The sequence below is a fragment of the Micromonospora sp. CPCC 205558 genome (assembly GCF_036902955.1).
Classification (GTDB): domain Bacteria; phylum Actinomycetota; class Actinomycetes; order Mycobacteriales; family Micromonosporaceae; genus Micromonospora.
This window is the reverse complement of record NZ_JBAKHR010000015.1, coordinates 155,633-181,818: the sequence shown is the minus strand read 5'-3', so window position 1 is coordinate 181,818 and position 26,186 is coordinate 155,633. Positions and strand designations below refer to the sequence as shown.

Annotated in this window: 25 protein-coding genes, 2 tRNA genes, 1 other RNA gene and 1 pseudogene; 20 read left to right on the top strand and 9 right to left on the bottom strand. The window is 69.8% G+C overall.

Translation table 11 applies throughout. The features are described 5' to 3' along the window. Positions 1–24 precede the first annotated feature (24 nt). A complete protein-coding gene (locus V6U86_RS18850) occupies positions 25–1,230 on the top strand; it encodes a DUF3068 domain-containing protein (RefSeq protein ID WP_334505103.1) in 1,206 nt (401 codons plus the stop codon). Between the two features lie 70 nt (positions 1,231–1,300). Here V6U86_RS18850 and V6U86_RS18845 read toward each other — a convergent pair whose 3' ends face one another. After that, on the bottom strand, positions 1,301–2,047 hold the full coding sequence (locus V6U86_RS18845) for a class I SAM-dependent methyltransferase (protein ID WP_334505102.1): 747 nt from the start codon (positions 2,045–2,047) through the stop codon (positions 1,301–1,303). Between the two features lie 401 nt (positions 2,048–2,448). On the opposite strand from V6U86_RS18845, the gene V6U86_RS18840 reads away from it, so the two are divergent. Together V6U86_RS18840 and V6U86_RS18835 are read left to right on the top strand one after the other, a co-directional pair. Next, a complete protein-coding gene (locus tag V6U86_RS18840; RefSeq protein ID WP_334505101.1) occupies positions 2,449–3,072 on the top strand; it encodes a DUF6230 family protein in 624 nt (207 codons plus the stop codon). 77 nt (positions 3,073–3,149) lie between these two features. After that, the gene (locus V6U86_RS18835; RefSeq protein ID WP_334505100.1) at positions 3,150–4,559 is read left to right on the top strand and encodes a DUF6114 domain-containing protein; all 1,410 of its coding nucleotides are present in this window, start codon (positions 3,150–3,152) and stop codon (positions 4,557–4,559) included. A 164-nt stretch (positions 4,560–4,723) separates the two neighbouring features. Here V6U86_RS18835 and V6U86_RS18830 read toward each other — a convergent pair whose 3' ends face one another. Continuing rightward, positions 4,724–6,394 carry a DUF885 domain-containing protein gene (locus V6U86_RS18830; RefSeq protein ID WP_334505098.1) on the bottom strand — a complete coding sequence of 557 codons (1,671 nt, stop codon included), beginning with the start codon at positions 6,392–6,394 and terminating at the stop codon, positions 4,724–4,726. Positions 6,395–6,525: 131 nt separating this feature from the next. On the opposite strand from V6U86_RS18830, the pseudogene V6U86_RS18825 reads away from it, so the two are divergent. Continuing rightward, a pseudogene (locus V6U86_RS18825) lies at positions 6,526–7,789 on the top strand (DMT family transporter); the annotation flags it as partial. Here the strand turns inward: V6U86_RS18825 and V6U86_RS18820 are convergent. Together V6U86_RS18820 and V6U86_RS18815 are read right to left on the bottom strand one after the other, a co-directional pair. Continuing rightward, entirely contained in the window at positions 7,672–8,745 is a 1,074-nt protein-coding gene (locus V6U86_RS18820; protein ID WP_334505096.1) for a PHP domain-containing protein, read from the bottom strand. The pseudogene V6U86_RS18825 and the gene V6U86_RS18820 overlap by 118 nt on opposite strands. A 1-nt stretch (position 8,746) precedes the next feature. Beyond that, positions 8,747–9,508, bottom strand: coding sequence for a M23 family metallopeptidase (locus V6U86_RS18815; protein WP_334505095.1), 762 nt, complete (start codon positions 9,506–9,508; stop codon positions 8,747–8,749). A gap of 115 nt (positions 9,509–9,623) precedes the next feature. Here V6U86_RS18815 and V6U86_RS18810 point away from each other — a divergent pair, with 115 nt between their 5' ends. From V6U86_RS18810 to V6U86_RS18795, 4 genes are all read left to right on the top strand, one after another. Continuing rightward, positions 9,624–9,962 carry a hypothetical protein gene (locus tag V6U86_RS18810; RefSeq protein WP_334505125.1) on the top strand — a complete coding sequence of 113 codons (339 nt, stop codon included), beginning with the start codon at positions 9,624–9,626 and terminating at the stop codon, positions 9,960–9,962. A 111-nt stretch (positions 9,963–10,073) separates the two neighbouring features. Beyond that, entirely contained in the window at positions 10,074–10,241 is a 168-nt protein-coding gene (locus V6U86_RS18805; RefSeq protein ID WP_167493094.1) for a hypothetical protein, read from the top strand. Positions 10,242–10,358: 117 nt separating this feature from the next. Next, complete coding sequence (locus V6U86_RS18800) at positions 10,359–10,886, top strand: tRNA adenosine deaminase-associated protein (protein ID WP_334505093.1); 528 nt, start codon at positions 10,359–10,361, stop codon at positions 10,884–10,886. A 145-nt stretch (positions 10,887–11,031) separates the two neighbouring features. Continuing rightward, entirely contained in the window at positions 11,032–11,478 is a 447-nt protein-coding gene (locus tag V6U86_RS18795) for a nucleoside deaminase (RefSeq protein WP_334505124.1), read from the top strand. A gap of 166 nt (positions 11,479–11,644) precedes the next feature. Here the strand turns inward: V6U86_RS18795 and deoD are convergent, their stop codons facing one another. Next, entirely contained in the window at positions 11,645–12,352 is a 708-nt protein-coding gene (deoD, locus tag V6U86_RS18790; protein ID WP_334505092.1) for a purine-nucleoside phosphorylase, read from the bottom strand. A gap of 75 nt (positions 12,353–12,427) precedes the next feature. Here deoD and V6U86_RS18785 point away from each other — a divergent pair. Continuing rightward, a tRNA-Ser gene (locus V6U86_RS18785) sits at positions 12,428–12,514 on the top strand. An 84-nt stretch (positions 12,515–12,598) separates the two neighbouring features. Here V6U86_RS18785 and V6U86_RS18780 read toward each other — a convergent pair. Then, positions 12,599–13,093: a hypothetical protein gene (locus V6U86_RS18780; protein WP_442934960.1), complete on the bottom strand. Its 495-nt coding sequence runs from the start codon at positions 13,091–13,093 to the stop codon at positions 12,599–12,601. Positions 13,094–13,185: 92 nt separating this feature from the next. After that, on the bottom strand, positions 13,186–13,740 hold the full coding sequence (locus tag V6U86_RS18775; RefSeq protein ID WP_334505089.1) for a hypothetical protein: 555 nt from the start codon (positions 13,738–13,740) through the stop codon (positions 13,186–13,188). On the opposite strand from V6U86_RS18775, the gene V6U86_RS18770 reads away from it, so the two are divergent. From V6U86_RS18770 to V6U86_RS18745, 6 genes are all read left to right on the top strand, one after another. Continuing rightward, positions 13,669–15,600 (top strand): hypothetical protein, encoded by a 1,932-nt coding sequence (locus V6U86_RS18770; RefSeq protein ID WP_334505088.1) that lies wholly within the window; start codon positions 13,669–13,671, stop codon positions 15,598–15,600. The two genes, V6U86_RS18775 and V6U86_RS18770, sit on opposite strands and share 72 nt — an antisense overlap. Before the next feature lie 389 nt (positions 15,601–15,989). Continuing rightward, positions 15,990–16,424, top strand: coding sequence for a YbaB/EbfC family nucleoid-associated protein (locus V6U86_RS18765; RefSeq protein WP_334505087.1), 435 nt, complete (start codon positions 15,990–15,992; stop codon positions 16,422–16,424). Next, positions 16,375–16,755 (top strand): hypothetical protein, encoded by a 381-nt coding sequence (locus V6U86_RS18760; protein WP_334505085.1) that lies wholly within the window; start codon positions 16,375–16,377, stop codon positions 16,753–16,755. Before V6U86_RS18765 ends, V6U86_RS18760 begins: the two co-directional genes overlap by 50 nt. Next, positions 16,752–17,453, top strand: coding sequence for a WXG100 family type VII secretion target (locus tag V6U86_RS18755; protein WP_334505083.1), 702 nt, complete (start codon positions 16,752–16,754; stop codon positions 17,451–17,453). Before V6U86_RS18760 ends, V6U86_RS18755 begins: the two co-directional genes overlap by 4 nt. 10 nt (positions 17,454–17,463) lie before the next feature. Continuing rightward, positions 17,464–18,165: a hypothetical protein gene (locus tag V6U86_RS18750; protein WP_334505082.1), complete on the top strand. Its 702-nt coding sequence runs from the start codon at positions 17,464–17,466 to the stop codon at positions 18,163–18,165. 26 nt (positions 18,166–18,191) lie between these two features. Further along, the gene (locus V6U86_RS18745; RefSeq protein WP_334505080.1) at positions 18,192–18,824 is read left to right on the top strand and encodes a pentapeptide repeat-containing protein; all 633 of its coding nucleotides are present in this window, start codon (positions 18,192–18,194) and stop codon (positions 18,822–18,824) included. 72 nt (positions 18,825–18,896) lie between these two features. Here the strand turns inward: V6U86_RS18745 and V6U86_RS18740 are convergent. After that, positions 18,897–18,981 (bottom strand) — tRNA-Ser (locus V6U86_RS18740). Positions 18,982–19,063: 82 nt separating this feature from the next. Between V6U86_RS18740 and ffs the strand changes: the two genes are divergently transcribed. Both ffs and V6U86_RS18730 read left to right on the top strand, forming a co-directional pair. After that, positions 19,064–19,153: signal recognition particle sRNA small type (gene ffs / locus V6U86_RS18735), an RNA gene on the top strand. A gap of 192 nt (positions 19,154–19,345) precedes the next feature. Further along, positions 19,346–22,300 (top strand): DNA polymerase III subunit gamma and tau, encoded by a 2,955-nt coding sequence (locus tag V6U86_RS18730; RefSeq protein WP_334505079.1) that lies wholly within the window; start codon positions 19,346–19,348, stop codon positions 22,298–22,300. A 61-nt stretch (positions 22,301–22,361) separates the two neighbouring features. Here V6U86_RS18730 and V6U86_RS18725 read toward each other — a convergent pair whose 3' ends face one another. After that, the gene (locus tag V6U86_RS18725; RefSeq protein WP_334505078.1) at positions 22,362–23,033 is read right to left on the bottom strand and encodes a DUF998 domain-containing protein; all 672 of its coding nucleotides are present in this window, start codon (positions 23,031–23,033) and stop codon (positions 22,362–22,364) included. Positions 23,034–23,234: 201 nt separating this feature from the next. On the opposite strand from V6U86_RS18725, the gene V6U86_RS18720 reads away from it, so the two are divergent. From V6U86_RS18720 to V6U86_RS18710, 3 genes are all read left to right on the top strand, one after another. Next, a complete protein-coding gene (locus V6U86_RS18720) occupies positions 23,235–23,543 on the top strand; it encodes a YbaB/EbfC family nucleoid-associated protein (protein ID WP_007466279.1) in 309 nt (102 codons plus the stop codon). An 8-nt stretch (positions 23,544–23,551) separates the two neighbouring features. After that, entirely contained in the window at positions 23,552–24,145 is a 594-nt protein-coding gene (gene recR, locus V6U86_RS18715) for a recombination mediator RecR (RefSeq protein WP_334505077.1), read from the top strand. Positions 24,146–24,457: 312 nt separating this feature from the next. Further along, a complete protein-coding gene (locus V6U86_RS18710) occupies positions 24,458–26,119 on the top strand; it encodes an ABC transporter substrate-binding protein (RefSeq protein WP_334505076.1) in 1,662 nt (553 codons plus the stop codon). Positions 26,120–26,186: the final 67 nt, after the last annotated feature.

Genomic DNA, 26,186 nt, shown 5'->3' with positions numbered 1-26,186 from the left:
GGGCGGCAGGCTACAGGAGGATGAGTGAAGCTTCGCGTGGGCGCCGCGCTCTTCGGGCTCGGTGTTTTGTTGCTGGTCTTCGCGGCTGGGCTGCCGTTCTATGTGGCCCCCTCCGTGACCAAGCTCCCTTATGATCTCGCACCAACGACGTCCGTCGCGGAGGCAAAGAACGCGAAGTTTCTGAAGATCACTCGCGTCGGCGAGTCGGTGAGCATCGAGGTCCTGCAAGGTGACCTCGTCTCCAGCGTCGAGGTCATTCCTCAGCCGGACGACACGAGGGACCGGCTACCCGAGGAACTCAAGGGCGACGCGGTGATCTGGGATGTCTACCAGACGGTCAGGCGTGCCGACACCCCGGATGTGGTCAGCCAGTACAGCACCGAGTTGGCCCTCGACCGGATCTCCGGCGCGGCCGCCCCGTGGAAGGAGCAGTGGCTCAACGAGAGCGGCGCGGAGCAGACTCCGGTCGGGAACGTGAGTTACTCCGGCCAGATCTACAAGTTCCCTTTCGGCACCGACAAGCGGGACTACCAGGTTTTCGACCGTGACCTGAAGCGGGCCTCCCCGGCGAAGTTCGTCGGCACGGAAAAGATCAAGGGCGTCGAGGCGTACCGCTTCGAGCAGCGGATCGAGAACGAGGTGCTGAACACCCCGGAGGCGAGCCTCAAGACGCTGCTCGGCAGGTTCGCCCCCGCCGCCACCAGCGGTCAGATCGTCTACAGCAACACCCGCACGCTCTGGGTCGACCCGGTGACGGGCTCCTACGTGAACGTCCGGGAACAGCAGAACAAGGAGTTGCGCCCAGACACCGGCGCCACCACGGTGCTGCTGGACGCGGACTTCAACTACAACGACGACACGGTCAGCCGCAGCGTCGAGACGGTCAAGGACAACCGCTTCAAGATCGGCCTGATCAGTTTCTGGGGTCCGATCGCCGCTGGTGTCCTTGGTCTGATCGCTCTCGTCGTCGGCGTATGGCTGGTGACGCGGACCAACGACGGTACCGCCCGGCACCGCGCCGACCCGACTGTGGCACCCGGCACCGACCCGACTCAGACCCGGGTGGACCAGGAACCGGTACGCGACGCGGAGACCGCCGAGCAGCCCAGGACCGAGCCCGCAGGCGGTCCGCTGACCGACGAGATCCCGCCGGCGTCCACGAACTGGAAGTCCGAGGACCCGACGGTGCCGACCCAACGCCCGGCACACGGCGAGGTGGAGCAGCGTTAACGGGTACGACAGGAAGCACGACTGAGGGGTGGTCCGCGCTGCGGGCCACCCCTCAGTCGTGGAGCGGCTCCTACCTCGGATGCTCTGCGCGACGTACCGCGTACCGCGTGCAGACCCAGTCGTCGCTGTACAACCGATCGCGCCACTGCCCGACGATGTCCCCGCCGTGTGCGGCCATGAGCCGCACCATGTCGGCGTGTGGCACGACCGTCATCTTCATCGGCGCCGGGTAGTTGAGCAGGTGGCACTGTGCCCAGCTGATCAGGCGGGACGGCGCCAGATGCCAGACGATGCCCCTGGCCGTATGCGCCGGTTCGGTGGGAAACCCCACGATGGCGGTGCCGCCTGGCCGCAGCACGCGCAGGAACTCGGCCAGATAGTGATCGATCGCGGGGCGCGGCAGATGTTGCAGCACCAGGGCGCTGTAGACCAGGTCGAAGTGACCGTCGGGAAACTGGCTCAGGTCCGGTGCGTCGTTGAGGACGAACCGGATGTTCTCGGCGCTCTGGTTCAGTCGCTGGGCCGCCTCCAACATGGTCGGAGCGATGTCCACACCGACGACCTCGTCCGCGTGTGGGGCAAGTGCCTGCGACAGTCGCCCGACGCCGCAGCCGAAGTCGAGCACCCGCTCCCAGCGGGTGGGCATGCCGAGTTGGCGAAGTTGGCGGGACGTCTCCTCGACGTCGGCGCGGCCGGTGGCCAGGAACTCCCCGACGTCCCACCGTCCGCCGCGTTTGCCGGGCTCAACGAGCACGGCCCAGAGTGGATCTTCAGCGCCGAGCTTGGTCCAGTCCCGTCGCACGTCATCAAGATGCACGTCGAAACCCTAGGACCTCGGGCCGCTCGGCGGGGTCCTGCTGTTTCCGGGATCGCCTGGATGTTCGGATGAGAGGGGATGGCCGAACGGCTCTCCAGAATGCTGGGTACTTTACATTCGTTACCTGATTGTAATTCGTCGATGCCCTGCCACTCTCCGTTGTTGCGGAGCCGCGTTGTGTCGCCTTTGTCGTCTGTCGAGGCTTCTGTCTACACGGGGAATTACGCGATTCGTGACCTCGGCCCGCTGTTGGATCACCCGAGTGTTGCCACCCAAGGGTCAGGGGGTTGTGACCTGCGTTGCAACGGGTGCACGATCAGGCTCGATCGTTACCCGCCGGTAACACATGACGGGCCGGTGCGGGGCCGCCAGTCCGAGACCGGCCACCTGAGGAGGAACCCGTGCAGGATCGCTTTGAGGATCAGGGTCGTACCCGGTGGAGGCGCTTCGCCGCCATGATGGTGCCCGCCACGGCGGCCGCCGGCGCCATCCTCTTCGGAATGTCGACCGGCGCGATCGCGTCCGACATCACGGTCTCCGGGCAGACGTTCAAGATCGGCGCAGATCGCCTTGAGGGCGACGGCTTCAAGCAGTACGGCGGCATCGTCCGCGAGAAGGGCAAGGACGGGAAGTCCGGCCAGGTCCATCCGATCGCGCTCTCCGAGATCAGCAGCGCCGAGCTTTACAGCCTCTGCCAATCCGTCCGCGCCGACCTGCCGGGCCTGCCGGTGGTGCTCACCATCAACGCAGGCGACGGCAAGGAACCCGCCCGGGCCAAGGACCTGCTGATCGCGATGGACTCGTTGAACGGCAACGCGACCTTCACCAACATCAAGATCGGTCGGGACGCCACCGACCTGAACCCGACCGCCCAGGCGGGTTCGTTCGGCCAGAACTCCGACCACGTCACCATCACCAACCTGCGACAGGTGTCCCGCTACACCACGGCGGCCACGTTCAACCTGGTCGGCCTCCGACTCAAGGTCAACGTGGGTGACGACGCCAAGGGCAAGGAGTGTTTCTGAGGTGAGCCGCGGCCCGCGGTGGTCAGCACCGCGGGCCGGGCCCATGTTTTCCGTTCCCGCTCGGCCAGGAGGAGTACGTGACAACCGCGAACCCGTCTCACGCCCGGCCCGGTGGTCCGGCTCAGGCGTGGCGTCACTTCCGCCGCTGGCAGCGCAGCCGGCCGTTCTGGGGCGGACTGCTCATCACCCTGGCCGGGCTGGAGATGTTCGCCTCCACCCGGATGACCCTCAACGGCCTCAGCTTCCACAGTGGTGCCACCGGCCTGCTCTCGCTGCTGATCCCGATCATCCTGGTGACCTGTGGCCTGCTGCTCTGGTTCACCCCGGCGCAGCGGCTGTTCTACTCGGTCGTCGCGGCGGTCACCGCGGTGTACTCGCTGATCGGGCTCAACCTCGGCGGCTTCTTCGTCGGTCTGCTGCTCGGCATCGTCGGCAGCGCGCTCGCCTTCGCCTGGACGCCGGTCCGCCCCGCGCCGCCCGCGCCGGTCGAGAACGACGCGTCGACGTCGCCCGCGCCGGTCGAGAACGACGCGTCGACGTCGCCCGCGCCGACCGATTCCGACGCGTCGGCGTCGCCCGCGCCGGTCGAGGCCGGCGCGTCGAGCCCGGAGCCGGCGCCACCCGGGCGGCCCGCCGATCCGCGTACCTTCGGCATCGCCCTGGTGGTAATCGGCCTCGCAGCCGGCGGGCTGGCCGCCCAGCCGGGGCCCGTGCAGGCCGCTTCGACCCGACCGGCCGCGACCGCCTGCCCCAGCCCCTCCCGGACCGCCACCCCGTCGCCCAGCGGCAGCGCGGCCACGCCGACACCGAGTCCGAGTCCGACGCGGAACGGCACCATCATCGGCGGCATCCTGGACCGAATCGGTGACCTGCTCACCGGTGGAGACGGCGAGGAGAGGGCGACGCCGTCGCCGGCTCCGAGCGTCCCACCGAGCGGCACGCCGACGACCCGGCCCAGGCCGATCACCTGCCCGTCGCCGCCAACGGGGAAGCCGGCGACACCGGACAAGCCGGGGACCGTGGAGCCGGGCAAACCGTTGCCGCGCATCGCCGCCGACCCGAATCTGCCGACGGTCGCACAGACACCGTCCAAGCTCACCGGGTCATCGGTGAAGATGACCCAGTTGCGGTTCGAGGGAATCACCGACCTGCACACGGTGAAGGGTGACCTCAAGGTGCTGAAGTTCAGCATGCGCGAGGCGGTGACCGACGACTTCCTGCTGCGCGCCGACGGCCCCGGGGGTCGCAACCAGCGGTACGCGACGGACCGGTTGACCGTCAGCGGTGACGTGGCCTTCTACGCCACCCGGTTCGTCGGCAAGCTGCTCGGCATCAAGATCACTCTGACTCCGGACCTGCCGTTTCCGGATGGCATCCCGGTCACCGTGCCCTTCTCGGTCACGTTCACCGACCCGGTCATCGACCTGGCGTACGTCACCAGCAACAGGCTCACCGCGCGGCCGGCGCTGGCACTCACCCTCGGCTGAGCGGCGTGATGCCCGACCGGCGGTGACCGTCGGTAGCCCCGTCGGGGCGACGCGGCATTGAGCGGTATACCTCAGAGGTATGAATATGACTCTGAGGTATACCGCTCACCAGTACATCGACATGCCGCGCCGGCCACGCGTGAGGCCTGGGGCGTAGCGGCGGCTCAGAGCCGGGCCAGCGCCCGACGCAGCGGGTCGAGACCCAGCGCACCCAGGTCCAACGCCTGCCGGTGGAACTCGCGCAGGTCGAAGTCGGCGCCCTTGCGGGCCTTGGCGTCCTCGCGGGCCTGGAGCCAGATCCGCTCACCCACCTTGTACGACGGCGCCTGCCCCGGCCAACCCAGGTAGCGGTTCAGCTCGAAGCGCAGGTTCTCGTCCGGGACCCGGCAGTGCGCCCGCATGAACTCCCAGCCCAGCTCGGGCGTCCACCGCTCGCCCGGGTGGAAACCGAAGGGATTGTCCTTCGGGATCTCCAGCTCCAGGTGCATGCCGATGTCCACGATCACCCGGGCTGCGCGCATCGCCTGGCCGTCGAGCATGCCCAGCTTGTCTCCCGGATCGTCCAGGTAACCCAGCTCGTCCATCAGCTGCTCCGAGTAGAGCGCCCAGCCCTCGCCGTGCCCGGAGACCCAGCAGAGCAGCCGCTGCCAGCGGTTGAGCAGGTCGGCCCGGACGGCCGTCTGCGCCACCTGGAGATGGTGACCCGGCACGCCCTCGTGGTAGACCGTAGTCACCTCCCGCCAGGTGGAGAAGTCGCTGATGCCCTGCGGCACCGCCCACCACATCCGACCCGGACGGGAGAAGTCCTCACTCGGGCCGGTGTAGTAGATGGCGCCGTCGCTGGTCGGGGCCAGGCAGCACTCGATGTGGCGGACCTGCTCCGGGATGTCGAAGTGGGTGCCGTGCAGCTCGGTGATCGCCTTGTCGGCCAGCGCCTGCATCCAGTCCCGGAATGCCTCCTTGCCCTGGATGGTCCGGGCCGGGTCGGCGTCCAACCTGGCGACCGCCTCGTCGACTGTGGCACCCGAGCCGGCGATGCGGCCCGCCACGGCGCGCATCTCCGACTCCAGGCGGGCCAGCTCAGCGAAGCCCCAGGCGTACGTCTCGTCCAGGTCGATCTTGGCGCCGAGGAAATACTGAGAGGCGAGCTCGTAGCGCTCCCGGCCGGCGGCCTGCTTGTCCCGCCCGTGCGGGGCCAGCTCGGTACGCAGGAACTGGCCGAACTCGGCGGTCGCCGCCGTCGCCGCCGCCGCACCCCGGCGCAGCTCCGAGCCGAGCGTGCCCTCCGCCCCCAGCCGCTCGACCAGCCCGTGGAAGAAGTTGTCCCCGGTCGGGTCGACCCAGATGTCGCACTGCTTGGCCACCTCGACCAGCTGCACCTTCGAGCTGACCGCGCCGGAGGCGAGCGCCTCACGCAGCGTGGTCTTGTAGCCCTCCAGCGCGGCGCCGAAGCCGTTGAGCCGAGCGGCGATGTTGGCCTGATCGTCGCTGGTCGCGGTGGGCATCAGGTCGAACACCATGCGGATCTCGTGCAGCCCACTGGTGATCACGCTGACCTCGCTGGTCACCTCGCCGGCGTCGTACCGGGCGAGGTCCAGGCCGAGTCGTTCCTGCATGGCCTCCTGGGCGGTCCGTTCCGATTCGGTCTCCGGCTCGGTCACCTCCAGCTCGGCGAGCGTCCGTCGGGTGAGGTCCGCGCGCGCCCGGTAGCCGTCGGGGGAAAGGTCGTCGAGCTGATCGTCATGGCCGGCGATGCCGACGAAGGTCGCGCCGGTGGGGCTCAACGGCGCCCACTCGGCCACGTAGCGGTTGGCGAGTTCATCAATTCGTCCCACGCTGCGACACTACGTGACCACCCCACCCCTTTGTCGCCGACGTTTGTTGTGTTCGAGCTGCGGGTTCGGGCACGGCGCGACGGCCGAAAAGGCGCGCGACTTTGTCGTACGGTTACGGCAGAGTGTCAGGGGTGACCACCGATACCACTCCTGACAAAGCGCCGGTCAGCGCCTGGCTGCCCGGCTTCATCGCGCTCGCCGCGATCTGGGGTTCCAGCTTCCTCTTCATCAAGGTCGGGGTGGCTGAGCTGCACCCGGTTCAACTCACCCTCTACCGGGTCCTCGCCGGCGCGTTGACCCTGCTGGTGGTCCTCGCCGTGTTGCGCGACCGGCTGCCCCGCGAGCCCCGGGTCTGGGCGCACCTGACCGTCGTCGCCGCCTTCGGCGTGGCCGTGCCGTTCACCCTCTTCGGCTACGGCGAGCAACGGGTCGAGTCGATGCTGGCCGGCATCTGGAACGCCACCACGCCGTTGATCGTGCTGCCGCTGGCGGTGCTGGTCTTCCGCACCGAGCGGCTCACCCTGCGCCGGGCGGTCGGGCTCGGGCTCGGCTTCGTCGGGGTGCTGGTGGTGCTCGGGGTCTGGGAGGGCATCGGCGGGGCGCACTTCACCGGGCAGCTGATGTGCTTCGGCGCGGCGGCCTGTTACGGCGTGGCCATCCCGTACCAGAAGCGGTTTGTCGCCGGCAGCGCGCACTCGGGCCTGTCGCTCTCCACCGCGCAACTGCTGCTCGCAGCCGCGCAGTTGGCCATCGTCACGCCCTTCGTCGCCGGCCTGCCGCCACTGCCCACCGAGCTGTCGGCCGGGGTGGTGGCGAGTGTGCTGACCCTCGGCGCGCTCGGCACCGGCCTCGCGTTCGTGATCAACATGCGCAACATCCGGGTTGCCGGCGCGAGTACCGCGTCCACCGTCACGTACCTGATCCCGATCTTCGCGGTGCTGATCGGTGCCGTGGCGCTCGACGAACGACTCAACTGGCACCAACCCGTCGGCGCGCTGATCGTGCTGCTCGGGGTCGCGGTCTCGCAGGGGATGTTCAGTCGCCGCCGCACCAACCCGGTTGTCGTCGTCGGCGCCCCCGCCGTCCCCGCCGCCGCCCCCGCCGCCCCCGCCGCCGAACCCGCCCGCCGCTGACAAACCACCTGATCGACTCGGCTTCCTGGAAGTCGGGGTGTCCGGCGGACCGGGACACCCCGACTTCATGAAACGCGAGTGGATCAGCGCCGACGGGCCGAGAGGCCGACGGGCCGAGGGTTGCTGAGGGGCGGGTTGGACTGGTCAGGCGCGGCTGTGCGTCCAGGCCACCAACTGCTCCGCAGACCAGGTGTTGACCACACGGTCAGCGGGGACGCCGCAGAGGGCGGCGCGTTCGCAGCCGAACCGTTGCCAGTCGAGCTGGCCGGGCGCGTGCGCATCCGTGTTGATGGCGAACCGGCAGCCCGCCTCCAGCGCGCGGCGGATCAGGCGCTTCGGAGGGTCCTGCCGCTCCGGCCGAGAGTTGATCTCCACGGCGGTGTCGTGCTCGGCGCAGGCGGCGAAGACGGCGTCCGCGTCGAAGTCGCTCTCCGCCCGGGTACGCGCCCGGTGCCCCCGGTCGCCCGGACCGGTCACCCCGGCGGGGCGGGACGACACCATCCGGCCGGTGACGTGGCCGAGGATGTCCAGGTGTGGGTTGGCGACAGCCTTCACCATGCGCCGGGTCATCTTCGACCGCTCGTCCTTCAGGCCGCTGTGCACCGACCCGACCACCACATCGAGCCGCGCCAGCAGGTCGTCGTCCTGGTCCAACGAGCCGTCGGCGAGGATGTCCACCTCGATCCCGGTGAGGATCCGGAAACCTTCGGGCAGCGCCGCGTTGACCTGCGCCACGTGGTCGAGCTGCTGGCGCAGCCGTGCGGCGGTCAGCCCCCGGGCCACCGTCAGCCGGGGCGAGTGATCGGTCAGCACCAGGTACTCGTGGCCCAACTCCACCGCGGCCAGCGCCATCTCCTCGATGGGAGAGCCGCCGTCTGACCAGTCCGAGTGGGTGTGACAGTCGCCGCGCAGGGCGGCGCGCAGCGCCGTGGCCTCGGCGTCCAGGTCGCTGCCCTCGGTCGCCACCAGCCGGCGAAGGTAGACCGGCTCCTCACCGGCGAGGGACTCCGCCACACAGCGGGCCGTCACGTCACCGACCCCGGCCAACTCGGTGAGCGTGCCGTTGCCGGCCCGCTCGGTCAGCTCGGTCGTAGACAGGCCGGCCAGCGCCTTCGCCGCCGACCGGAACGCGCGTACGCGATAGGTGGCCTCGTTGGCCCGCTCCAGCAGGAACGCGATCCGGCGCAGGTCGGCGATGGGATCTCTCGCGCGTGCCATGTCAGGGCGCCTTCGGGCAGCCGTGCCGACGTTGCCACCCGGTGACCTCGGCGGCCGGCTCCTTGTTGCCGCCGCGCCGCCAGGAGTCCAGGTAGCGCGCCGGCCAGATCACCCCGCGCCGGATCCACCAGCCGTCCTTACCAGCACACCCCGGCGAGATGCCGAAGTGCACATGGCAGACGTTGTTGGCGTTGCCGGTGCGGCCCACCTTGCCGAGCTGCTGCCCGGCGCGGACCCGCACCCCGGCGTCGACGCCGCTGGTCACGGCGCTCAGATGCGAGCCGTAGTAGCGCACCCCGTCGTCGCCGAGCAGGGAGACCGACAGGCCCCCGTTGTCCGGGCCCTGTGGGCCACGCTTGCGGTACCGGTCGACGCGGCTCACCTCCAGCACAGTCCCGTCGATCACCGCCACGAACGGTTCGCCGCAGTCGGCGAAGAGGTCCGTCGCCGGGTACGCCCCGTGCGTCGGGTGGTAGTCGACGTTGTCGGCACGTACCGGAAAGACATGCTTCAGCCCCGTGCGGGGTGCCGTCGCCGACGGCCTGGCCGACGACGGCGCCGGCGGGCTCGGGTCGGTCGCCGCCGGCGTCGACGACTGCGACGCAGGCTGGTCGGCGGTCGCCCAGACCGCCGGTGGCGTCGGCGCGGCGCCGTCGGGCACCCCCGGCCGCGTCGTCGCGCAGCCGGCGGCCAGCACCGGGGCGAGCAGCAGCAGGATCGGGTACGCCGGACGAGCGCGGCGGCTGATCGTCGGCGAGGCCATCCGGTCATCCTGGCAGAGCCGGTACCGTGGGCACGAGCGGCACGCGTGAGGGAGGGCAGCGACGGTGACCATTGCCCGACCCGAACCTGACCCGCATCTCGGTGCCGCCCGCCCGATGCCGCGTACCCCGTCGGGTCTCTTCCCCTCCGGGCCCCCGACCCGGCCCACCTACCGCGAGCCGCACCCGGTCACCGGCGGCGGTGTCGCCGCCGGTGGCGGCGCGGCAGCCGGTTGGCTGCTGCTGTTCGGCCTGCTCGGCACCGACGTGGCCAGCTACGCGTGGTGGACGGTGATCGCCGGTCTGCTGGCCTGGGCCACCGCCCTGGTGCTGGTCCGCTTTGGCGATCGGGGGGTGGCCACCGGGGTCGCCATCGTCACGGCCGGGGGCTGGAGCATCGCCGCCGCCGTGGTGGCGGTCCGCTGGGCGACCAGTGGTGACTGGCCGCTGTGGTGACCGGCACGGACAGGCCCCGGAACGCCGCCCGGTGACTGCACCGTGTGCCCGGTTGGCTGCGTAGCGAACGCCGTCTTGACGTGGCCGCCCAGACTCGGCACGCTCGGCACTATGGCCTGGACCACTCCGCGGCAGGATCCCGATCGCAGCCGCCGCCGCCTGCAGTTGCTGGCCGAGCTGGCCGGCGCCCGGGCGGTCCGCCAGCGCAGCCGACCACAGCGGCAGCGCACGGAGCGTCTGCGCCAGCTCATCGCGACCCGCCGTCGAGTCGTCGGCTGATCCGACTTTGTCAGGAATGACCCGCCCTTCGGGGCGTTGACGGGTCGCCCGCCGACCCGACCGGCTAACGTGCACGCGTAACGAGTCGACGCTGTGTCGAGGGCTATTGGGGGGACCGTGTCGTACTTCGCTGCGGCCGTGGTGCGCGACGACAGTGGCTGGACCGCCGCCGAGGTCAGCCTGCGTGGCGCCACCGACATCGACGAGGTTGCCGACCGGCTGCGTGACGTCGACCAGGAGGCCGACGTGTCGCTGCTGTTCGTCGAGGCCGACGACGCCTACCTGGTGATCCTGCGCCTGGACGAGGGCGAGGACCTGCGGGTGTTCGGTTCGGACTCCGCGTACGCCGAGGAATCGCAGCTGGGGTCGCTGCTGGTCGGTGATCTGAAGACCTCGGTCACCGGGCTCGACGGTGACGAGGAGCCACGCGCGGTGAGCACCGGTGACGACGAGAGCGAGCAGCCCGTCGTCGACCCGGAGGCCGACCCGGTCGGTGATGCCGACCTGCTGGCCAACCTGGGCATCTCAGCGCAGAAGCTGCTGACCCTCTGCACCCACGAGGGGATGATGCCGGCGGACGTCACCGCCGAGATCTGCCAGGTGCTCGGCTGCGCCGACGAGGTCGAGGAGCTGCGTGAGGTCTGAGCCGGCCGACGCCACCGATCCATCGTTGGAGTCGATCCGGCCGGGCCAGCCGACTCCCGGTGCGGTGGGCCGCGCCGGGCCTGGCGCCCACGAGGGCCTGGCCGACCCGGGCGAGGTCGGCCGACGGCAGCGACACGAGCTGTGGATGCGCCGCGCCCTGGAGATCGCTGTCGCCGGCCCGCCGGTCGACGACGCGGTCGGCACCGACGTCGACGACGTGCCGGTGGGGGCGGTGCTCTACGGGCCGGACGGCACCGAGTTGGCCACCGGACGCAACGAGCGGGAGCTGACCGGCGACCCCACCGCCCATGCCGAGGTCCTGGCCCTGCGCCGGGGCGCCGAGCGTACCGGCCGGTGGCGGCTCGACGACTGCACCCTGGTGGTCACCCTCGAACCGTGCACCATGTGCGCCGGGGCGTTGGTGCTGGCGCGGGTCTCCACCGTCGTTTTCGGCGCATGGGAACCCAAGACCGGGGCAGCCGGATCGCTCTGGGACGTGCTGCGGGACCGTCGGCTCAACCACCGCCCCGAGGTGTACGGCGGTGTGCTGGAGGCCGAGACCGCCGCCGTCCTGCGCGCGTTCTTCCGCTGAGAGGCGCTGGCCGCCGTCTGAAGGCGCTGGCCGCCGTCTGACTCTCTGCGGTCTGGCGGCCTGCTCTCTGCGGTCTGGCGGCCTGATGCGAAAGAGCGTGATGACTCTGAGGCATATTGATGCCACACAGTCATCACGCTCTTCGCGGTATTGCCGCCCGAACAGGTCAGGCGATGATCGTGTCGAGGGCGATCTCGACCATCTGGCTGAAGGTCTGCTCGCGCTCCGCCGAGGTGGTCTTCTCGCCGGTCTTGATGTGGTCGCTGACGGTCAGCACGGTCAACGCGCGGGCCTTGAACCGGGCGGCGATCGTGTAGAGCGCCGCCGACTCCATCTCCACCGCCAGCACGCCGTAGTCGGCGAGGGTGTCGTAAAGGTCCGGCCGGTCGGTGTAGAAGGCGTCCGCCGCCAGGATCGGCCCGACGTGCATGGTGATGCCGCGCCGCTCCGCCACCTCGACCGACGTACGCAGCAGCCCGAAATCGGCCACCGGGGCGTAGTCGATCAGCCCGTCGAAGCGCATCCGGTTCATGTTCGAGTCGGTGGACGACCCGATCGCCGCCACCACGTCCCGCAGTTGCAGGTCGGTGCTGAGGGCACCACAGGAGCCGACCCGGATCAGCGTCTTCACGCCGTACTCGTTGATCAACTCGTGGGCGTAGATGGAGGCCGACGGCATGCCCATGCCGGAGCCCTGGACGGAAACCTCGACGCCGTTCCAGCGGCCGGTGAAGCCCAGCATGCCCCGGACCGTCGAGTAGCAGGTGGCGCCCTCGAGGTAGGTCTCCGCGATCCACTTGGCCCGCAGGGGGTCGCCCGGCATCAGGACCCGCTCGGCGATCTCGCCCGGCTTCGCGCCGATGTGCGTACTCATGGCAAAGATCCTGCCAGGCCGGCCGGGGCGATACCGGTTCGGCGTCGGAACCAGCGGTCCTGTACCCTCGTCGGCGGTGGCGTGTCCGAGCGGCCTAAGGAGCACGCCTCGAAAGCGTGTGAGGGTTAACGCCCTCCGAGGGTTCAAATCCCTCCGCCACCGCTCTGTAGTGCAGAAACGCCCGGTTCGGTCCGCGAGGATCGAACCGGGCGTTTCTTCGTCGGCCGGCAGCAGCACCGTGGCGGGTCAGCAGGGGCCGACGCCCTCGTCGAAGAGGCGGCGGGCCCAGTCCGCGTACCCGGCGATGGTTTTTCGGACCGTGCGCCCGTCGTGCAGGAACAGGTACGCGCGGTCGCCGCTGCGGGCGAGTAGCCCGTCGAGGCGATGTGTCCCCTGTGGAGCGCGAAGTCGGCTGACCTCCGGATAGCGGTCCCAGACCTGGCCCACGGGCGAGCCTGCCGTTATGCCCTCCGGTGTCCGTATCGGATCGCCGACCCAGAGCAGCACGAGTTTGTCCTGCACGAAGACCGGGCTGACGGTGTCATGGCCGGCGAGCATCGGCCCGCAGGCATCCAGGCTGGTACGCAGGATGCCGCGTCGGGTCAGCTCGGCCTCGGTGGCACCGAATTCGATGTTCCGCAGGCCGTTCAGGTCGATGACCTCCACGCTGCCGACGTGCCGGCCATCCGGGATCGGCCCGGTTGGCGGTACGCCGCTGCCAGCGATCGAGGCAGCCGTCATCAACGTGGCGATAAACGCAAATTGTCGCAATTTCATGGAATCCCCCAGTCCTCAACGGGACGGGAGCATTCAGGTTGCTACCAATGACCGGATTACTGATTTTCCCACTGCTCGACCAGTTCATCCCAGTAGTCGGCGCTGAGTCGACGACGCCCGTGCGCCAGCCAGCCGTCGGTGTTCCGCTCCAGGTGCAACCCCAGTTCGGCGAACGGGTCGATCCAGGTGCCGGGCTCGACGCCGAGTCGGGTCAGTGCCCCGTTGATCGGCCACTGCGCGCGCGGCGCTTCCAACTCGTCGTCGAAACGCGGGCCCCAGGACAGTGCCCCGCCCAACCACACCGCGGCCGACTGGTAGCCCGCGCCACCACCGAACTCCGCCTCCAGGTACGCCACCGGACCCGACTGTGACCACCGGGTCAGCAGCTCGACCAGCGTCGCCGACAACACCAGGCCGAACGGACGCTCGGCGCTCCGGTCGTCAGTCGCGAAATCCGGCAGCGACCCGGTCAGTTCGATCACCAACTGTGGGGTGACCGGCAGCAACGCAAAGTCCTGTCTCAGCTCGCCGAGGACCGCGTGATCCAGCTCGGCGGTCTGCTCGCGGAGCAGTTCAGCGTCCGCGACCACCGCGCTGAGCTGGTAACTCATCGGTCCCTCCGCCGTCCACAGCCTGTGGATAGAACATGTGTACGACGGGCGCGGGGCCCGCCGGCCCCCGGACCGTACCCGCCGTTCGTGCTCACCCTCGAATCAGCTGTGGTGGTCCGTCACCGCACTGCCCGTTCGCCTCATTTCGGTGACCCGGTCGGCTGCCTATGGTGTCCAGGCGCCTATCGAAACGGGGTCCCTGTGCAACGAAGCGCATCTCTTCTGGTTCTCCCAACTGTGCTGGCCAGCCTGGCCCTGAGTGCCCCCGCGCAGGCCGCAGAAGGCGTCCGGACCATCACCCGGGGCGGCGTCGTTCTCCAGCACCACGAGGTGGCCCTGCTGAAGGCGACGCCCCGGTTGCGGGGCGTCGGTGTCGGCCGATCCGACTTCGACGGCGACGGCATCGACGACATCGCGGTGACCGGCGACCCGTCCTACTACAGTTTGCCGCTGGTCCCGGCTGGTGTCGTCACCGTGCGGTACTCCTCGGCCGCAAAGGTCGATTACCTGATGGGCGCCATACCGGGGAACGGCGGCGCCGTCGCCTTCGGCATGGCGCTCGTGGCGGGGGACTTCAACGGCGACCGTTACGACGACCTGGCGATCGGCAACCCGGACGAGCCGGATCCCCGTACCAAGACGCACGCTGGCGGGGTCTGGGTCATTCCGGGCGGCCGCAACGGCCTGGTGGTCGCCTCGGCAATCCATTTCAACCAGGATTCGCCGGGTGTTCCGGACAATCCTGAAAGCTTCGACCAGTTCGGGGCTGCCCTCGCGGCCGGTGACATCAACGGGGACGGCCGCGACGACCTCGCCATCGGTGCCTGGGGAGAGTCGATCGGCACCAAGGCGAGCGCCGGCGCCGTCACCGTCCTCTTCGGTGCGCCGGCCGGCCTCACCGTCACCGGGGCTCAGCACCTTCACCAGGACCAGACCGCGGTGCCCGGATCGGCCGAGAACAACGACCAGTTCGGCTACACGCTCGCGATCGGGAAGGTCGACAACAACCGCTACCAAGACCTGGTCATCGGCGCTCCTCGGGAAAACGACGGCGTGAGCTGGGGCGGCAGCGGCATGGTCACCCTGATGTGGGGCTCGGCGAGTGGCGTGTCATCCGCCGGTGCCACCTCGGTCACCGGTGCGGCAATCGAACCCAAAGACGGGACCGGCACCATCGCCTGGTACCTGGGTGATGCGCTCGCCGTCGGCGACCTGAACGGCGATGGACTGGGCGAGGTCGTCGTCGGAGCCTCCGGCGCGCAGACCCCAGGCATCAACGGCGGCCTCGTCGCAGCCTTCGCCGGCCGCTCCGGCGGCCTGTCCAGCAGCGCGGTTCAGATCATCACCCAGCGTACGGCCGGTGTGCCGGACGACCCCGAGTCTGACGACCGCTTCGGTGGCGCGCTGGCCATCGGCGACGTGACCGGTGACGGCAAGGCGGACGTGCTGGTCGGCGCCCCCGGCGAGGACATCGGCTCACGGGTCGACGCCGGCAGCGTCACCCTGCTCAAGGGGTCCGCCGCGAGGCTGACGGGCGCCGGTGCGCAGGCGTTCGACCAGAACCACTCGGCCGTCCCGGACGGGTCCGAGAAGGGCGACAGGTTCGGCTCCTCCGTCGCCCTGCTGAACCTCAGCCGCGCCGCCGGGTTCGACGCCCTCGTGGCGTCCCCCGGGGAAGAGGTGAAGGGTGACCTCGCCGGCTACCCGTCCGGGGTCATCAATCCGTTCTACGGCTCAGCCGGCGGGCTGGTACCGCAGAACAAGACGTGGAGCGGTCTGTCCGACCGGACGGCGATCGTCTGGCCCCAGCGCTACGGTCTCCGGATCGCCGGCCCGCAAAGTGGCGGCCCACTGTTCTGAGTGCTCCGCAGCAACGCGCTACGCCGCTCCCCGCCGGCCCGGCGTTCCCGGCATCAAATCTCCAGATCTTGGACAGTTTCCGTTCGCGCAGAACGGAAACTGTCCAAGATCTCGACAGAGTTGAGGGGGCGGGCCGGTGCCGTCGAGGTCGAGCGCGGTCCCGACCGCCTCGGCGAGGCTGGGCGGATAGGGCCTCCGGCCGACGATGTAGTGGCGGGCGCTGCCCGCGTACAAAGTCTCCTCCCACTCCCACGTCACGGCGTCGATGAGAGCGCAGGGTCCGAGCGTACGGGCGGTCCGGGCGTCCCAGGTGGACCGTCGTGCAGACGCCCTCATGTTAATCTCCCTCAGCTGAGCATGATCACCTTGAGCGACCGAGGGGACACATGATGGCCGACGTTCCACCCACGGGAGGGTTGCTGGACCCGGGCGGTGCCATGGATCGGCTCGCCGAGTGGAAGGGCCGCCTGGACCAGTTGGCGACCGCCACCGACGCGATGAGCGAGCGCATCCAGGAGCTGCGGGTGACGGTCGCCGACGGCAACGGGCTGGTGGAGGTCACCGTCGACTCCGTGGGCGCGCTTGTCGACCTGCACCTGGGCCAGCGGGTGCAACGGGTAGCCCCCGATGTCGTCGCCCGGACGATCATGGCCACGATCGCCGCGGCCAAACGGCAACTGGCCGACCGTGCTCAGGAGATCATCGGCGACACCCTGGGCACCGATTCGCCTGCCGCGCGGGCGATCGCCGAACGCGTCGGGCAGCAACTGCGCGATGCTGAGCCTGCGGCGGGTGGCCCGGACGAGCAGCACGGCCGGTGGTGAGTCGGTGAGCGGCGGGTTCGAGGTCGACGCCGAACAGATCCGCCAGCACGCGCGCAACATCGAGGCGTTGCGTGCCCGCTTCGGCGCGGTCAAGAACGCCAGCGCGCACATCAGCCAGGATGACGCCGCGTACGGGCTGTTGTGCGGGTGGATCTCCGGGATCCTGGAGGGCCGGCACACCCGGCAGGACGAGCTGATCGCCTACGTCGAGGAGAACCTGTCGCTGGTGGTGAAGGGGCTGGGCACCACCGCCGACAACTACGACAACGCCGACGCGGACTCCGACACCACGATCCGTAAGGTCGGCAGCCAACTGGACGCGGCGTCATGACCGACGTGTCGCTGATCGCGGATGTCCAGTCGACCCGCAAGCCCTGGACCGGCGCGGCCGCCGCGGACAGCTTCCAAGGGCTGGTCGACGCCATCCACAGCGAGGGCTGGGTCGACGACCTCCTCGCGGGCGCGGCATTCGGCGTCGAGGCTGTCGCGACGGTGCTGGATCCCTTCAGCGCCCTGCTCGCCAACGGGCTCGGCTGGGCGATGGAGTACTTCGAGCCGCTGCGCGAAATCCTCGACCAACTCACCGGCATGCCCGACGTGGTGGCCTCACACGCGGCGACCTGGAACAACATGGCCGCCGAACTGGAGAGCATGGCCACCGACCTGAAGACCCACCTCGGGGTGGACATGCCCGGCTGGCAGGGGCAGGCCGCCACGGCGTACCAGGCGCTGATGGCCCACAACGTCACGGGCATCGACGCGTTGAGCGGTATCTCCGCAGCGATGGCCGCCGCGACGCAGGCCGCCGGGAACCTGGTGGCGTTCACCCGCGACGTCGTCCGGGACCTCATCGCCGACCTGGTGGCACGCGTGATCGTGTGGGCCATCGAGGCGATCTTCGTCGTCACCATCCCGGCGATCGCGGCGTCGATAGTGGCGGCCGTCGTCAAGTGGGCTGGACGCATCCTCACCTACGTCGGCGCACTGATCTCCAGCCTCACCAACCTGTCCAAGCTGCTGAACGGCTAGGGCGAAGACGATGGCGAAACCCAAGACTCCCCCCGGTGGAAACGGTGACAGCGGAACGCCGTCGCGTCCGGGCGACGGCGACGGCGACATCCCGGGACAGCGACGCCGCAACTCCAGCGAGGTGCCCGAAACCGTCACCGGCGGGCAGGACTTCGCAGCCGAGGAGTTCAAGCTCGGTCGGCCGGGCGGCGACGCCGGCGACTCGCCGGGCCGCCCGCCCGGCGGTGACGACGGATACCAGAGCCCCAAGCCCGGCACCCCCGAGTACGACCGGCGACTGGAGGAACTCGCCGCCGACCCGGCCCACAACGGCAACATCAGCGCGAAGTCCCGGATCGAGGCCGAGGTCGGGCTCGCGGCCGAGGCGGATGGGAAGATCCCCGGGCCGATCCAGCGGGCCGAACTCGACAACTCGGATCCCGCGTTCCAGAAGGACCAGGGTGAGTTCATCGATTCCAACGGCGAAAACTGGGACGTCAAGTCTCCCAATGATTTGTTCCCGGCCGGGCGGCGGGCTGGTGAGCCGATGCCCGAGGGTATGAAGGGCCGCTACGATGGCGTGGAGTTCGAGCAGAAACTCGCCGACGAGGTCGCTGGTGGACAGAACGTCATTCTCAACACCCGGAGCCTGTCGCCGAGTGCGTTGGCCGATCTCAGGGCGCGGGTCGCTGATCGACCGGAGTGGGACGGCAAGGTGGTGTTCGACAAATGAGTAGGTACAAGCGGGCCAGCGGCGACGTGATCCGCTGGCCAGACAGCCCCGATGCGCGGGAAGCGCTGGAGGAGTGGTTCGCCGACGCTTCCGCCACGGCGTACCTGTCGGGGGATTTTCTTGATTTTCGTGGGGCGGACCTCAGCCGTCTCGACCTGGCTGGCGCTTATCTCGCCAATTCCCACCTGGTCGGTGTCCGATTCGAGGAGGCCAACCTCGGTGACGCCAACCTGAGCAACGCCGAGTTGCAGGGCGCGGATTTCTCCTTCGCCGACCTGGCCAAGGCGGAAATGGTCGGCTGCTCGGCCGGTAAGGCGTTGTTCCGCTCGGCTCGGCTGTTCTCGGTGCAGCTCGACGATGCCGTTCTGGAAGGGGCGGATCTCCGCCACGCGATTCTCAATTCGGCCAAGCTCTACAAGACCGATCTGCGCGGTGCCAATCTTGAATTGGCCAGCCTGCGCTGGTGCACCCTCGGCGGCGCGAGCATGCCGACGGTGCTGACCGGCGCGAGGATGTTTGGCTGCCAGTTCGAGGGCGCGAAGGGTGCCGTCGTCGGCCCGGTCCTCGTCGACGAGGGGGCGACCCGGTCCGTCGGCGGCGCCGAGCTGGAGGCGTGGTTCTCGGGGCAGGGCGCGGAGCACGTCCAAGTGGTGGGCTGATCCCACCGCACAGACGACTCAGGGCCGGTCCCCGTTGGGGGCCGGCCCTGTCGTTCGTGCTGCTCAGGCGAGCGGAGGATACGAGATTCGAACTCGTGAGGGTGTAAACCCAACACGCTTTCCAAGCGTGCGCCCTAGGCCTCTAGGCGAATCCTCCGCGAGCCAGGATACAGGCCCGTGTCGGCCGGGCCACCCCACCACCCCCTGAAGATCGACGGGCGGTCGGGTAGGCTGGGCGTCACCTCCCGTGCGGCGGTATCTCGTGAACCTCCCCAGGGCCGGAAGGCAGCAAGGATAAGCGAGCTCTGCCGGGTGCACGGGAGGCCTTTTTTGTCTGTGGACCGGTTGATCCACTCGCCATCCTTGATGTCGCGGCGTCCCGGGCACGCGGACACCCCGATTTCCAGGAAGCCGAGTCGATCAAGCGCGGCAACCCGGGGCAACCCATGGTGCCCGGCGGGGTGGGTGGTCACCCGCGCCCGACCGGCGCAGAATGGCTCGGTCGAGAGGAGGCGGGACGCGTGACGCTGGCGCTCTACCGCAAGTACCGGCCGCGTACCTTCGCTGAGGTCATCGGTCAGGAGCACGTGACCGAGCCGCTGTCGCAGGCGCTGCGCAGCGGACGACTCAACCACGCCTACCTTTTCTCCGGCCCGCGCGGCTGCGGCAAGACCACCAGCGCCCGGATCATGGCCCGCTCGCTCAACTGTGAGCAGGGCCCCACTCCTGAGCCGTGCGGCAAGTGTGACTCCTGCCGCTCGCTGGCCGCCGACGGTGCCGGCTCGATCGACGTGATCGAGATCGACGCCGCCAGCCACGGCGGTGTCGACGACGCCCGCGAGTTGCGCGAGCGCGCCTTCTTCGCGCCGGCCAGCAGTCGCTTCAAGATCTACATCATCGACGAGGCGCACATGGTCTCGACCCAGGGCTTCAACGCCCTGCTCAAGCTGGTCGAGGAGCCTCCGGAGTACGTCAAGTTCATCTTCGCCACCACCGAGCCGGAGAAGGTCCTCGGCACGATCCGGTCGCGGACCCACCACTACCCGTTCCGGCTTTTTCCGCCGAAGGTGGTCCGCCCGTACCTGGAGCAGCTCACCCAGGCCGAGGGCGTCGCCGTCGAGCCGGCGGTCTTCCCGCTGGTGGTCCGCGCCGGTGGCGGCAGCATGCGGGACAGCCTCTCCGTGCTCGACCAGCTCATCGCCGGCGCGGGCGCGGAGGGGGTCAGCTACGCCCGGGCCGTCGCTCTGCTCGGGGTCACCGACTCCGCGCTGATCGACGAGATGTGCGACGCGCTGGCCGCCGGTGACGGCGCGGCCGCGTACGCCACAGTCGACCGGGTCGCCGAGGCCGGGCACGACATGCGCCGGTTCGCCTCCGACCTGCTGGAGCGTCTGCGCGACCTGATCGTGATCCAGCAGGTCCCGGACGCCGCCGCGAAGGGTCTGATCGACGGCCCCGCCGACCAGATCGAGCGGATGGCCGCCCAGGCTTCGCAACTCGGCTCGGCCACGCTCTCCCGCTGCGCCGACATCGTGCACAACGGGCTGGTGGAGATGCGCGGCACCACCGCGCCCCGCCTGCTGCTGGAGCTGATCTGCGCCCGGATGCTGCTGCCCGGTGTGGACGACTCCACCGGCGGCCTGCTCCAGCGCCTTGAGCGGATGGAACGCCGGCTCACCCTGGGCGGCACCGACGCGCCGTCGGCCGCCGCCGGCTCCGCGCCCGCCACCAACCCAGGGGTACGCCCACAGCCAGCCACCCCGGTCCCGGCTGCCGCCACCCCGGCGAACGCCCCGACCTCCGCACCGCCGTGGGCTGTCGACCCGGCAGCGTCCCCGACCCGGGGTGCTGCGACCTCGGGTGCTCCCGCCCCGGCTGCCTCGGTCACCGGTGCACCCACCTCGGGCGCCCCGGCCGCGTACGCCTCGGCGGCCGACTCGCCGATCCCGGCGTCCCCCGGCGCGTCGACCGGGTCGGCGGCCGCTGACCAGGCCGTACCCGTCTCGCCCACCGGGACGGCCCCACGTCGCGTGGTGCCACCGTCGGCGGTGCTTCCCGACCCGGCCACGCCGGCGCCGCCCCGACCGGGGGCGCCGGCCGCCGCGCTGGACGCGGTCGCGGTCCGTCGCGTCTGGCCCGACGTGGTGGGCAAGGTCAACCGGACCAACAAGCGGATCGCCGCCCTGATGCGCGACGCGGTGGTCCGTGAACTCGACGGCGACATGCTGGTGCTGACGGTGAAGTCCACGGTGCTGGCCAAGATGATGGCCGACCACGCGGGGGTGCTCACCGACGCGCTCTACGAGGAGTTGGGTGGGCGCTGGCAGATCCGGTGCGAGGTGGCCGGCGAGCGCGGTGCGGCGTCGCTGTCCGGCCCTCCGCGCTCGCAACCCGCCGCACCGGCCCGACCCGCCGCGCCATCCTCTGGGCCGGAGACACCGCCCGCCGCGGCGAACGCCACGCCCCCGCCCGTCACCACCGGCCCGACGAGCGCCCCGCTACCCGCAGCGAATGCTGCGCCTGGTGCGCCTGCTTCGAGCGCTGGGCCGGGTTCGAGCGCTGGGCCGGGTTCGAGCGCTGGGCCGGGTTCGAGCGCTGGGCTTGGCTCGAACGATGCGCCTGGCTTGGACGCCTCCGCGGGGCCGGTGAGCGCGCTGCCCACCGCGGCGAGCCCCACCGCAGTTGCCGGCGCGGCTTCGCGTGGCGGTGTCGGCGCGGGTTCCGGCGGTCACGGTGCTGGTCGGCAGGGCGCAGCGTCGTCAGCCCCGGCGGCGGACGACGAGGACGACTGGCCGGAGGCGGCCCTCCCCGGCGGTGGTGCCCCGGCCGTCGAGGCGAACGATGACGAGGACTGGCCGGAGGCCGCCCGCCCCGGCGGCGCGTCGGCCGGGAACGAGTCGAACCCTGGAGGCTCCCCCTCCGGACCGGCGTCGACCGGCGCGAACGGCACCGGCACGAACGGCACCGCCTCGAACGAGAGCGGCACGAACGGCACCGCCGCGAACGGGAGTGGCCCCAACGGCGGTGGCGCGAGCGGCACCGGACCAGGCGGTTCGGGTGGCCCCGGGGCGACGGCCGGTGGCGGCAAGCCGGGCGGGCGGGGTAACCCGACACCGGCGGCCCGGCAGCCGGCGACAGCCGGTGGTGCGCCGGTGAGCAGCGCCATCGCCGCGGCTCGAGCGGCGGCGGCGGGGCGCGGTGCGCGTACCGGAGCGGCAGCCCGGCCGGTCGCGGACGCCGAATGGGCGGGCGAGCCGCCCTACGACCCGGACTTCGACGGCCCCGCGCGGGCCGGCCGACCCGGCGGCGCGGCACCGGCCGCAGCCCCGGCCTTCGAGGGGTTCGACCCGGGCGACGAGCCGTTGGACGAGATCATCGACGAGAAGACCGCACGGGAGTCCAGCGAGGAGCAGGCGGTACGGCTGCTCCGGGAAACCTTCGGCGCCGAGAAGATCAACGAAGTCGACGCCCGCTAGCGACCCCACCTTGGGCCGGCGATCTTGCAGCTTCGGTCGTCGTCTTGCGCAGAATGCCCCCTTATGTCGAGGCAGGAAGTGCAAGATCGCGCAAGGTAGGGGCCTCGGCGAGCAGGACACCCAGAGTGCAGGCCCAGAGGGGGAAGGGTAGGACGGCTACTCGTTCCATGCCGCCTACCCCGATCCCCAGGCCCTGCTGGGCGGCGAACAGTGTCGTTCCGACCAGCGCGACGAGGCCGGCGGTGAGGGTGAGCCGTCGCCACCGGCCGAGCGGGGTGCTGCGGGGTGCGAAGCCGGCGAGGAGCAGGCCGACGTTTCCCAGCCCCATGATCAGGAATGCGCCGAGGACGTGCAGGTTCTCGTCGACGTCGGCGGGGTAGCCGGAGGCGAGGGCGTATCCGCCGGTGGCCAGCAGCAGGAGTGTCTGGGCCGAGCGCACCACTGGGCCGTGGCCGAGGATCCGCCAGGTCAGCAGGAGTCCAACGGCGAGGAGTATGGCGGTGGCCAGCATCGCGGTGTTCATCAGTGGGTGCCACGGCGAGCAGACGTAGCGGGGTCGACTGGTGTCCCAGATGCCGCAGTGGGCGTTGCCGAGGTCGCTGATGTTGTGGGTGGCCCAGTTGTAGGTCGGCTCGCGCCAGCGCAGCCCGGTGATCAGGCTGGCGACGAGGAAGAGGGGCGCGGCCGCGAGCCAGCACAGCGCTCCGATGCGGCCGGTGCGGTTGAGGTTCATCCCACGAGCAGACCAGTGCGGCGGCTTTGGGCGCACTACCAGCAGATGGCCGGTTCGGGGTAGGGGTAGCCGTACCCGCACGGCTCGGCGTGGGCGACGCACCGGGCGGGGCGAGGTCGGTCCCAGCGGATAGGCTGAGCGGCGGTCGAGCAGACGAGTGCGAGAAGGAGCCATCCCGTGCGCCCAGGTGGACAGCCGAACATGCAGCAGATGCTGAAGCAGGCGCAGAAGATGCAGCAGCAGATCGCCGCCGCGCAGGCCGAGCTGGCCGAGGCCGAGCTGACCGGCACCGCCGGTGGCGGGCTGGTCACCGCGACCGTCTCCGGCTCCGGCGAGCTCAAGGCCATCAAGATCGACCCGAAGGCCGTCGACCCGGACGACGTGGAGACGCTGGAGGATCTGGTCGTCGCGGCCGTGCACAACGCCGCCGAGGCGGCCCGTGAGCTGACCGAGCGCAAGATGGGCCCGGTCGCCGGCGGCATGGGCGGCCTCGGCCTGCCCGGTTTCTGAGCCGGCAGATGTACGAAGGTGCCATCCAGGATCTGATCGACGAGCTGGGTCGGCTGCCGGGCGTGGGTCCGAAGAGCGCTCAGCGGATCGCGTTCCACGTGCTCTCGGCGGATCCGGCCGACGTCAACCGGCTGGCCGGCGCGCTGCGCAAGGTCAAGGAGCTGGTTCGGTTCTGCACGACCTGCTACAACGTGGCCGAGTCCGAGCAGTGCCGGATCTGCCGCGATCCGCGCCGCAGTGACGAGGTGCTGTGCGTGGTCGAGGAGCCCAAGGACGTGGTGGCCATCGAGCGGACGGGTGAGTTCCGCGGTCGCTACCACGTGCTGGGTGGCGCGATCAATCCGCTGGAGGGGATCGGTCCGGACAATCTACGCATCCGGGAGCTGATGATCCGGCTCGGTGGCGGCGGGGTGCGGGAGTTGATCCTGGCCACGGATCCGAACACCGAGGGCGAGGCGACCGCCACCTATCTGGCGTTGATGGTGAAGCCGATGGGCATCTCGGTGACCCGGCTGGCCAGTGGGCTGCCGGTCGGCGGCGATCTGGAGTACGCCGACGAGATCACCCTCGGTCGGGCCTTCGAGGGGCGACGCGCGGTCTGACCTCTGACGTACGACAGGTGGCCGGCACCCGTGCGGGTGCCGGCCACCGTTGCGTCTCTGCCCGGAAACGATCTGACACCTGCGCCCTCATAGGGGCTGTTCGACGTAACAGTTTGGCATCGTGGGTGCTGATTGATCGGTTTTTGCCGCTGTTTACCTACGAATCGAATGTCAAGCGGCGGTTGAGGCACGATCCGATACCAACCATCCACCCAGTAGTTTCCGGCTGGACGCCTCGGGAGCTATGGTCACCGCCATCGGTGACCCCTGTCACCACGTTGTCCGTACCCCAAAGGACGAGGTGAAGCACACATGCGTGCACCCAGGCCGAAGGTCGCGATCGCGGCCGTCGCGGTCGCGGCCCTCGCGGTAGCAGGCTGCGCCGAGAGCAACCGCGACGACAAATCCGGTGGTAGCAAGAAGGACACCCTCGTCTTCGGCGTCGCCGGAGACCCGAAGGTGCTCGACCCCAGCTTCGCCAGCGACGGTGAGTCGCTGCGTGTGGCGCGTCAGGTCTTCGAGACCCTGGTCCGGCCGGAGGAGGGTGGCACGAAGGTCACCCCCGGCCTGGCAGAGTCCTGGACCCCGGACGCCGCCGGCACCACCTGGACCTTCAAGCTCCGCTCGGGCGTGAAGTTCCACGACGGCACCGACTTCAACGCCGAGGCCGTCTGCGTCAACTTCAACCGCTGGTACAACGCCAAGGGCCTCATGCAGAGCCCGGACGTGACCGCGTACTGGCAGGACGTCATGGGCGGCTTCGCCAACAACGAGAACGCGGACCTGCCGCCGAGCCTCTTCAAGTCGTGCACCGCCAAGGACGCGACCACTGTGGACCTGGCGTTCACCCGGGTCTCCAGCAAGATCCCGGCCGCGCTGATGCTCCCCTCGTTCTCCATCCACAGCCCGAAGGCGCTGCAGGAGTTCGACGCCAGCAACGTCGCGGGCACCGCCGAGGACATCAAGTACCCGGCGTACGCGACGGAGCACCCGACCGGCACCGGCCCGTTCAAGTTCAAGGCCTGGGACGTCGCCAACAAGACGCTGACCCTGGAGCGCAACGAGGACTACTCGGGCCCCAAGGCCAAGCTGAAGACCCTCATCTTCAAGACGATCTCGGACGAGAACGCCCGCAAGCAGGCGCTGCGCTCCGGTGACATCCAGGGCTACGACCTGGTCGGCCCGGCCGACGTCGAGCCGCTGAAGTCCGAGGGCTTCAACATGCTCACCCGCCCGGCGTTCAACGTGCTCTACCTGGCGATCAACCAGAAGGGCAACCCGAAGCTCGCCGACCTCCGGGTCCGGCAGGCCATCGCGTACGCCCTCAACCGTCAGCAGCTGGTCACCTCCAAGCTGCCGCCGGGCGCCAAGGTCGCCGACAACTTCATGCCGGACACCGTCGAGGGTTGGAACGGCGACGTTCCGAAGTACACCTACGACCCGGCCAAGGCGAAGGCCCTGCTGGCCGAGGCTGGCGCGTCGAACCTGACGCTGAAGTTCCACTACCCGACCGAGGTCACCCGGCCGTACATGCCGAACCCGAAGGACATCTTCGAGTTGCTCTCGGCGGACCTGAAGGCCGTTGGCATCACCGTCGAGGCGATCCCGCTGAAGTGGAGCCCGGACTACCTGAACGCCACCACCTCGGGTAGCAAGCACGACATCCACTTCCTGGGCTGGACCGGTGACTACGGCGACGCCTACAACTTCATCGGCACGTTCTTCGACCGGCCGAAGGACGAGTGGGGCTTCAACAACAAGGCCCTGTTCGACCAGTTCAAGGACGCGGACACCACCGCCGACATCGCGGCCCGTACCGAGAAGTACAAGGCCCTGAACAAGTCCGTGATGGAGTTCCTGCCCGGTGTGCCGATCTCGCACTCGCCGCCGGCGATCGTGTTCGGCAAGGACGTGACCGGCGTCAAGGCCAGCCCGCTCACCGACGAGCGGTTCTCCACCGCCGAGTTCAAGTAAGTCCTGATCTGACGCAGCAAGGAACGCGGGCGGGCGCTGTCGCACAGCGCCCGCCCGCAACCCTCCG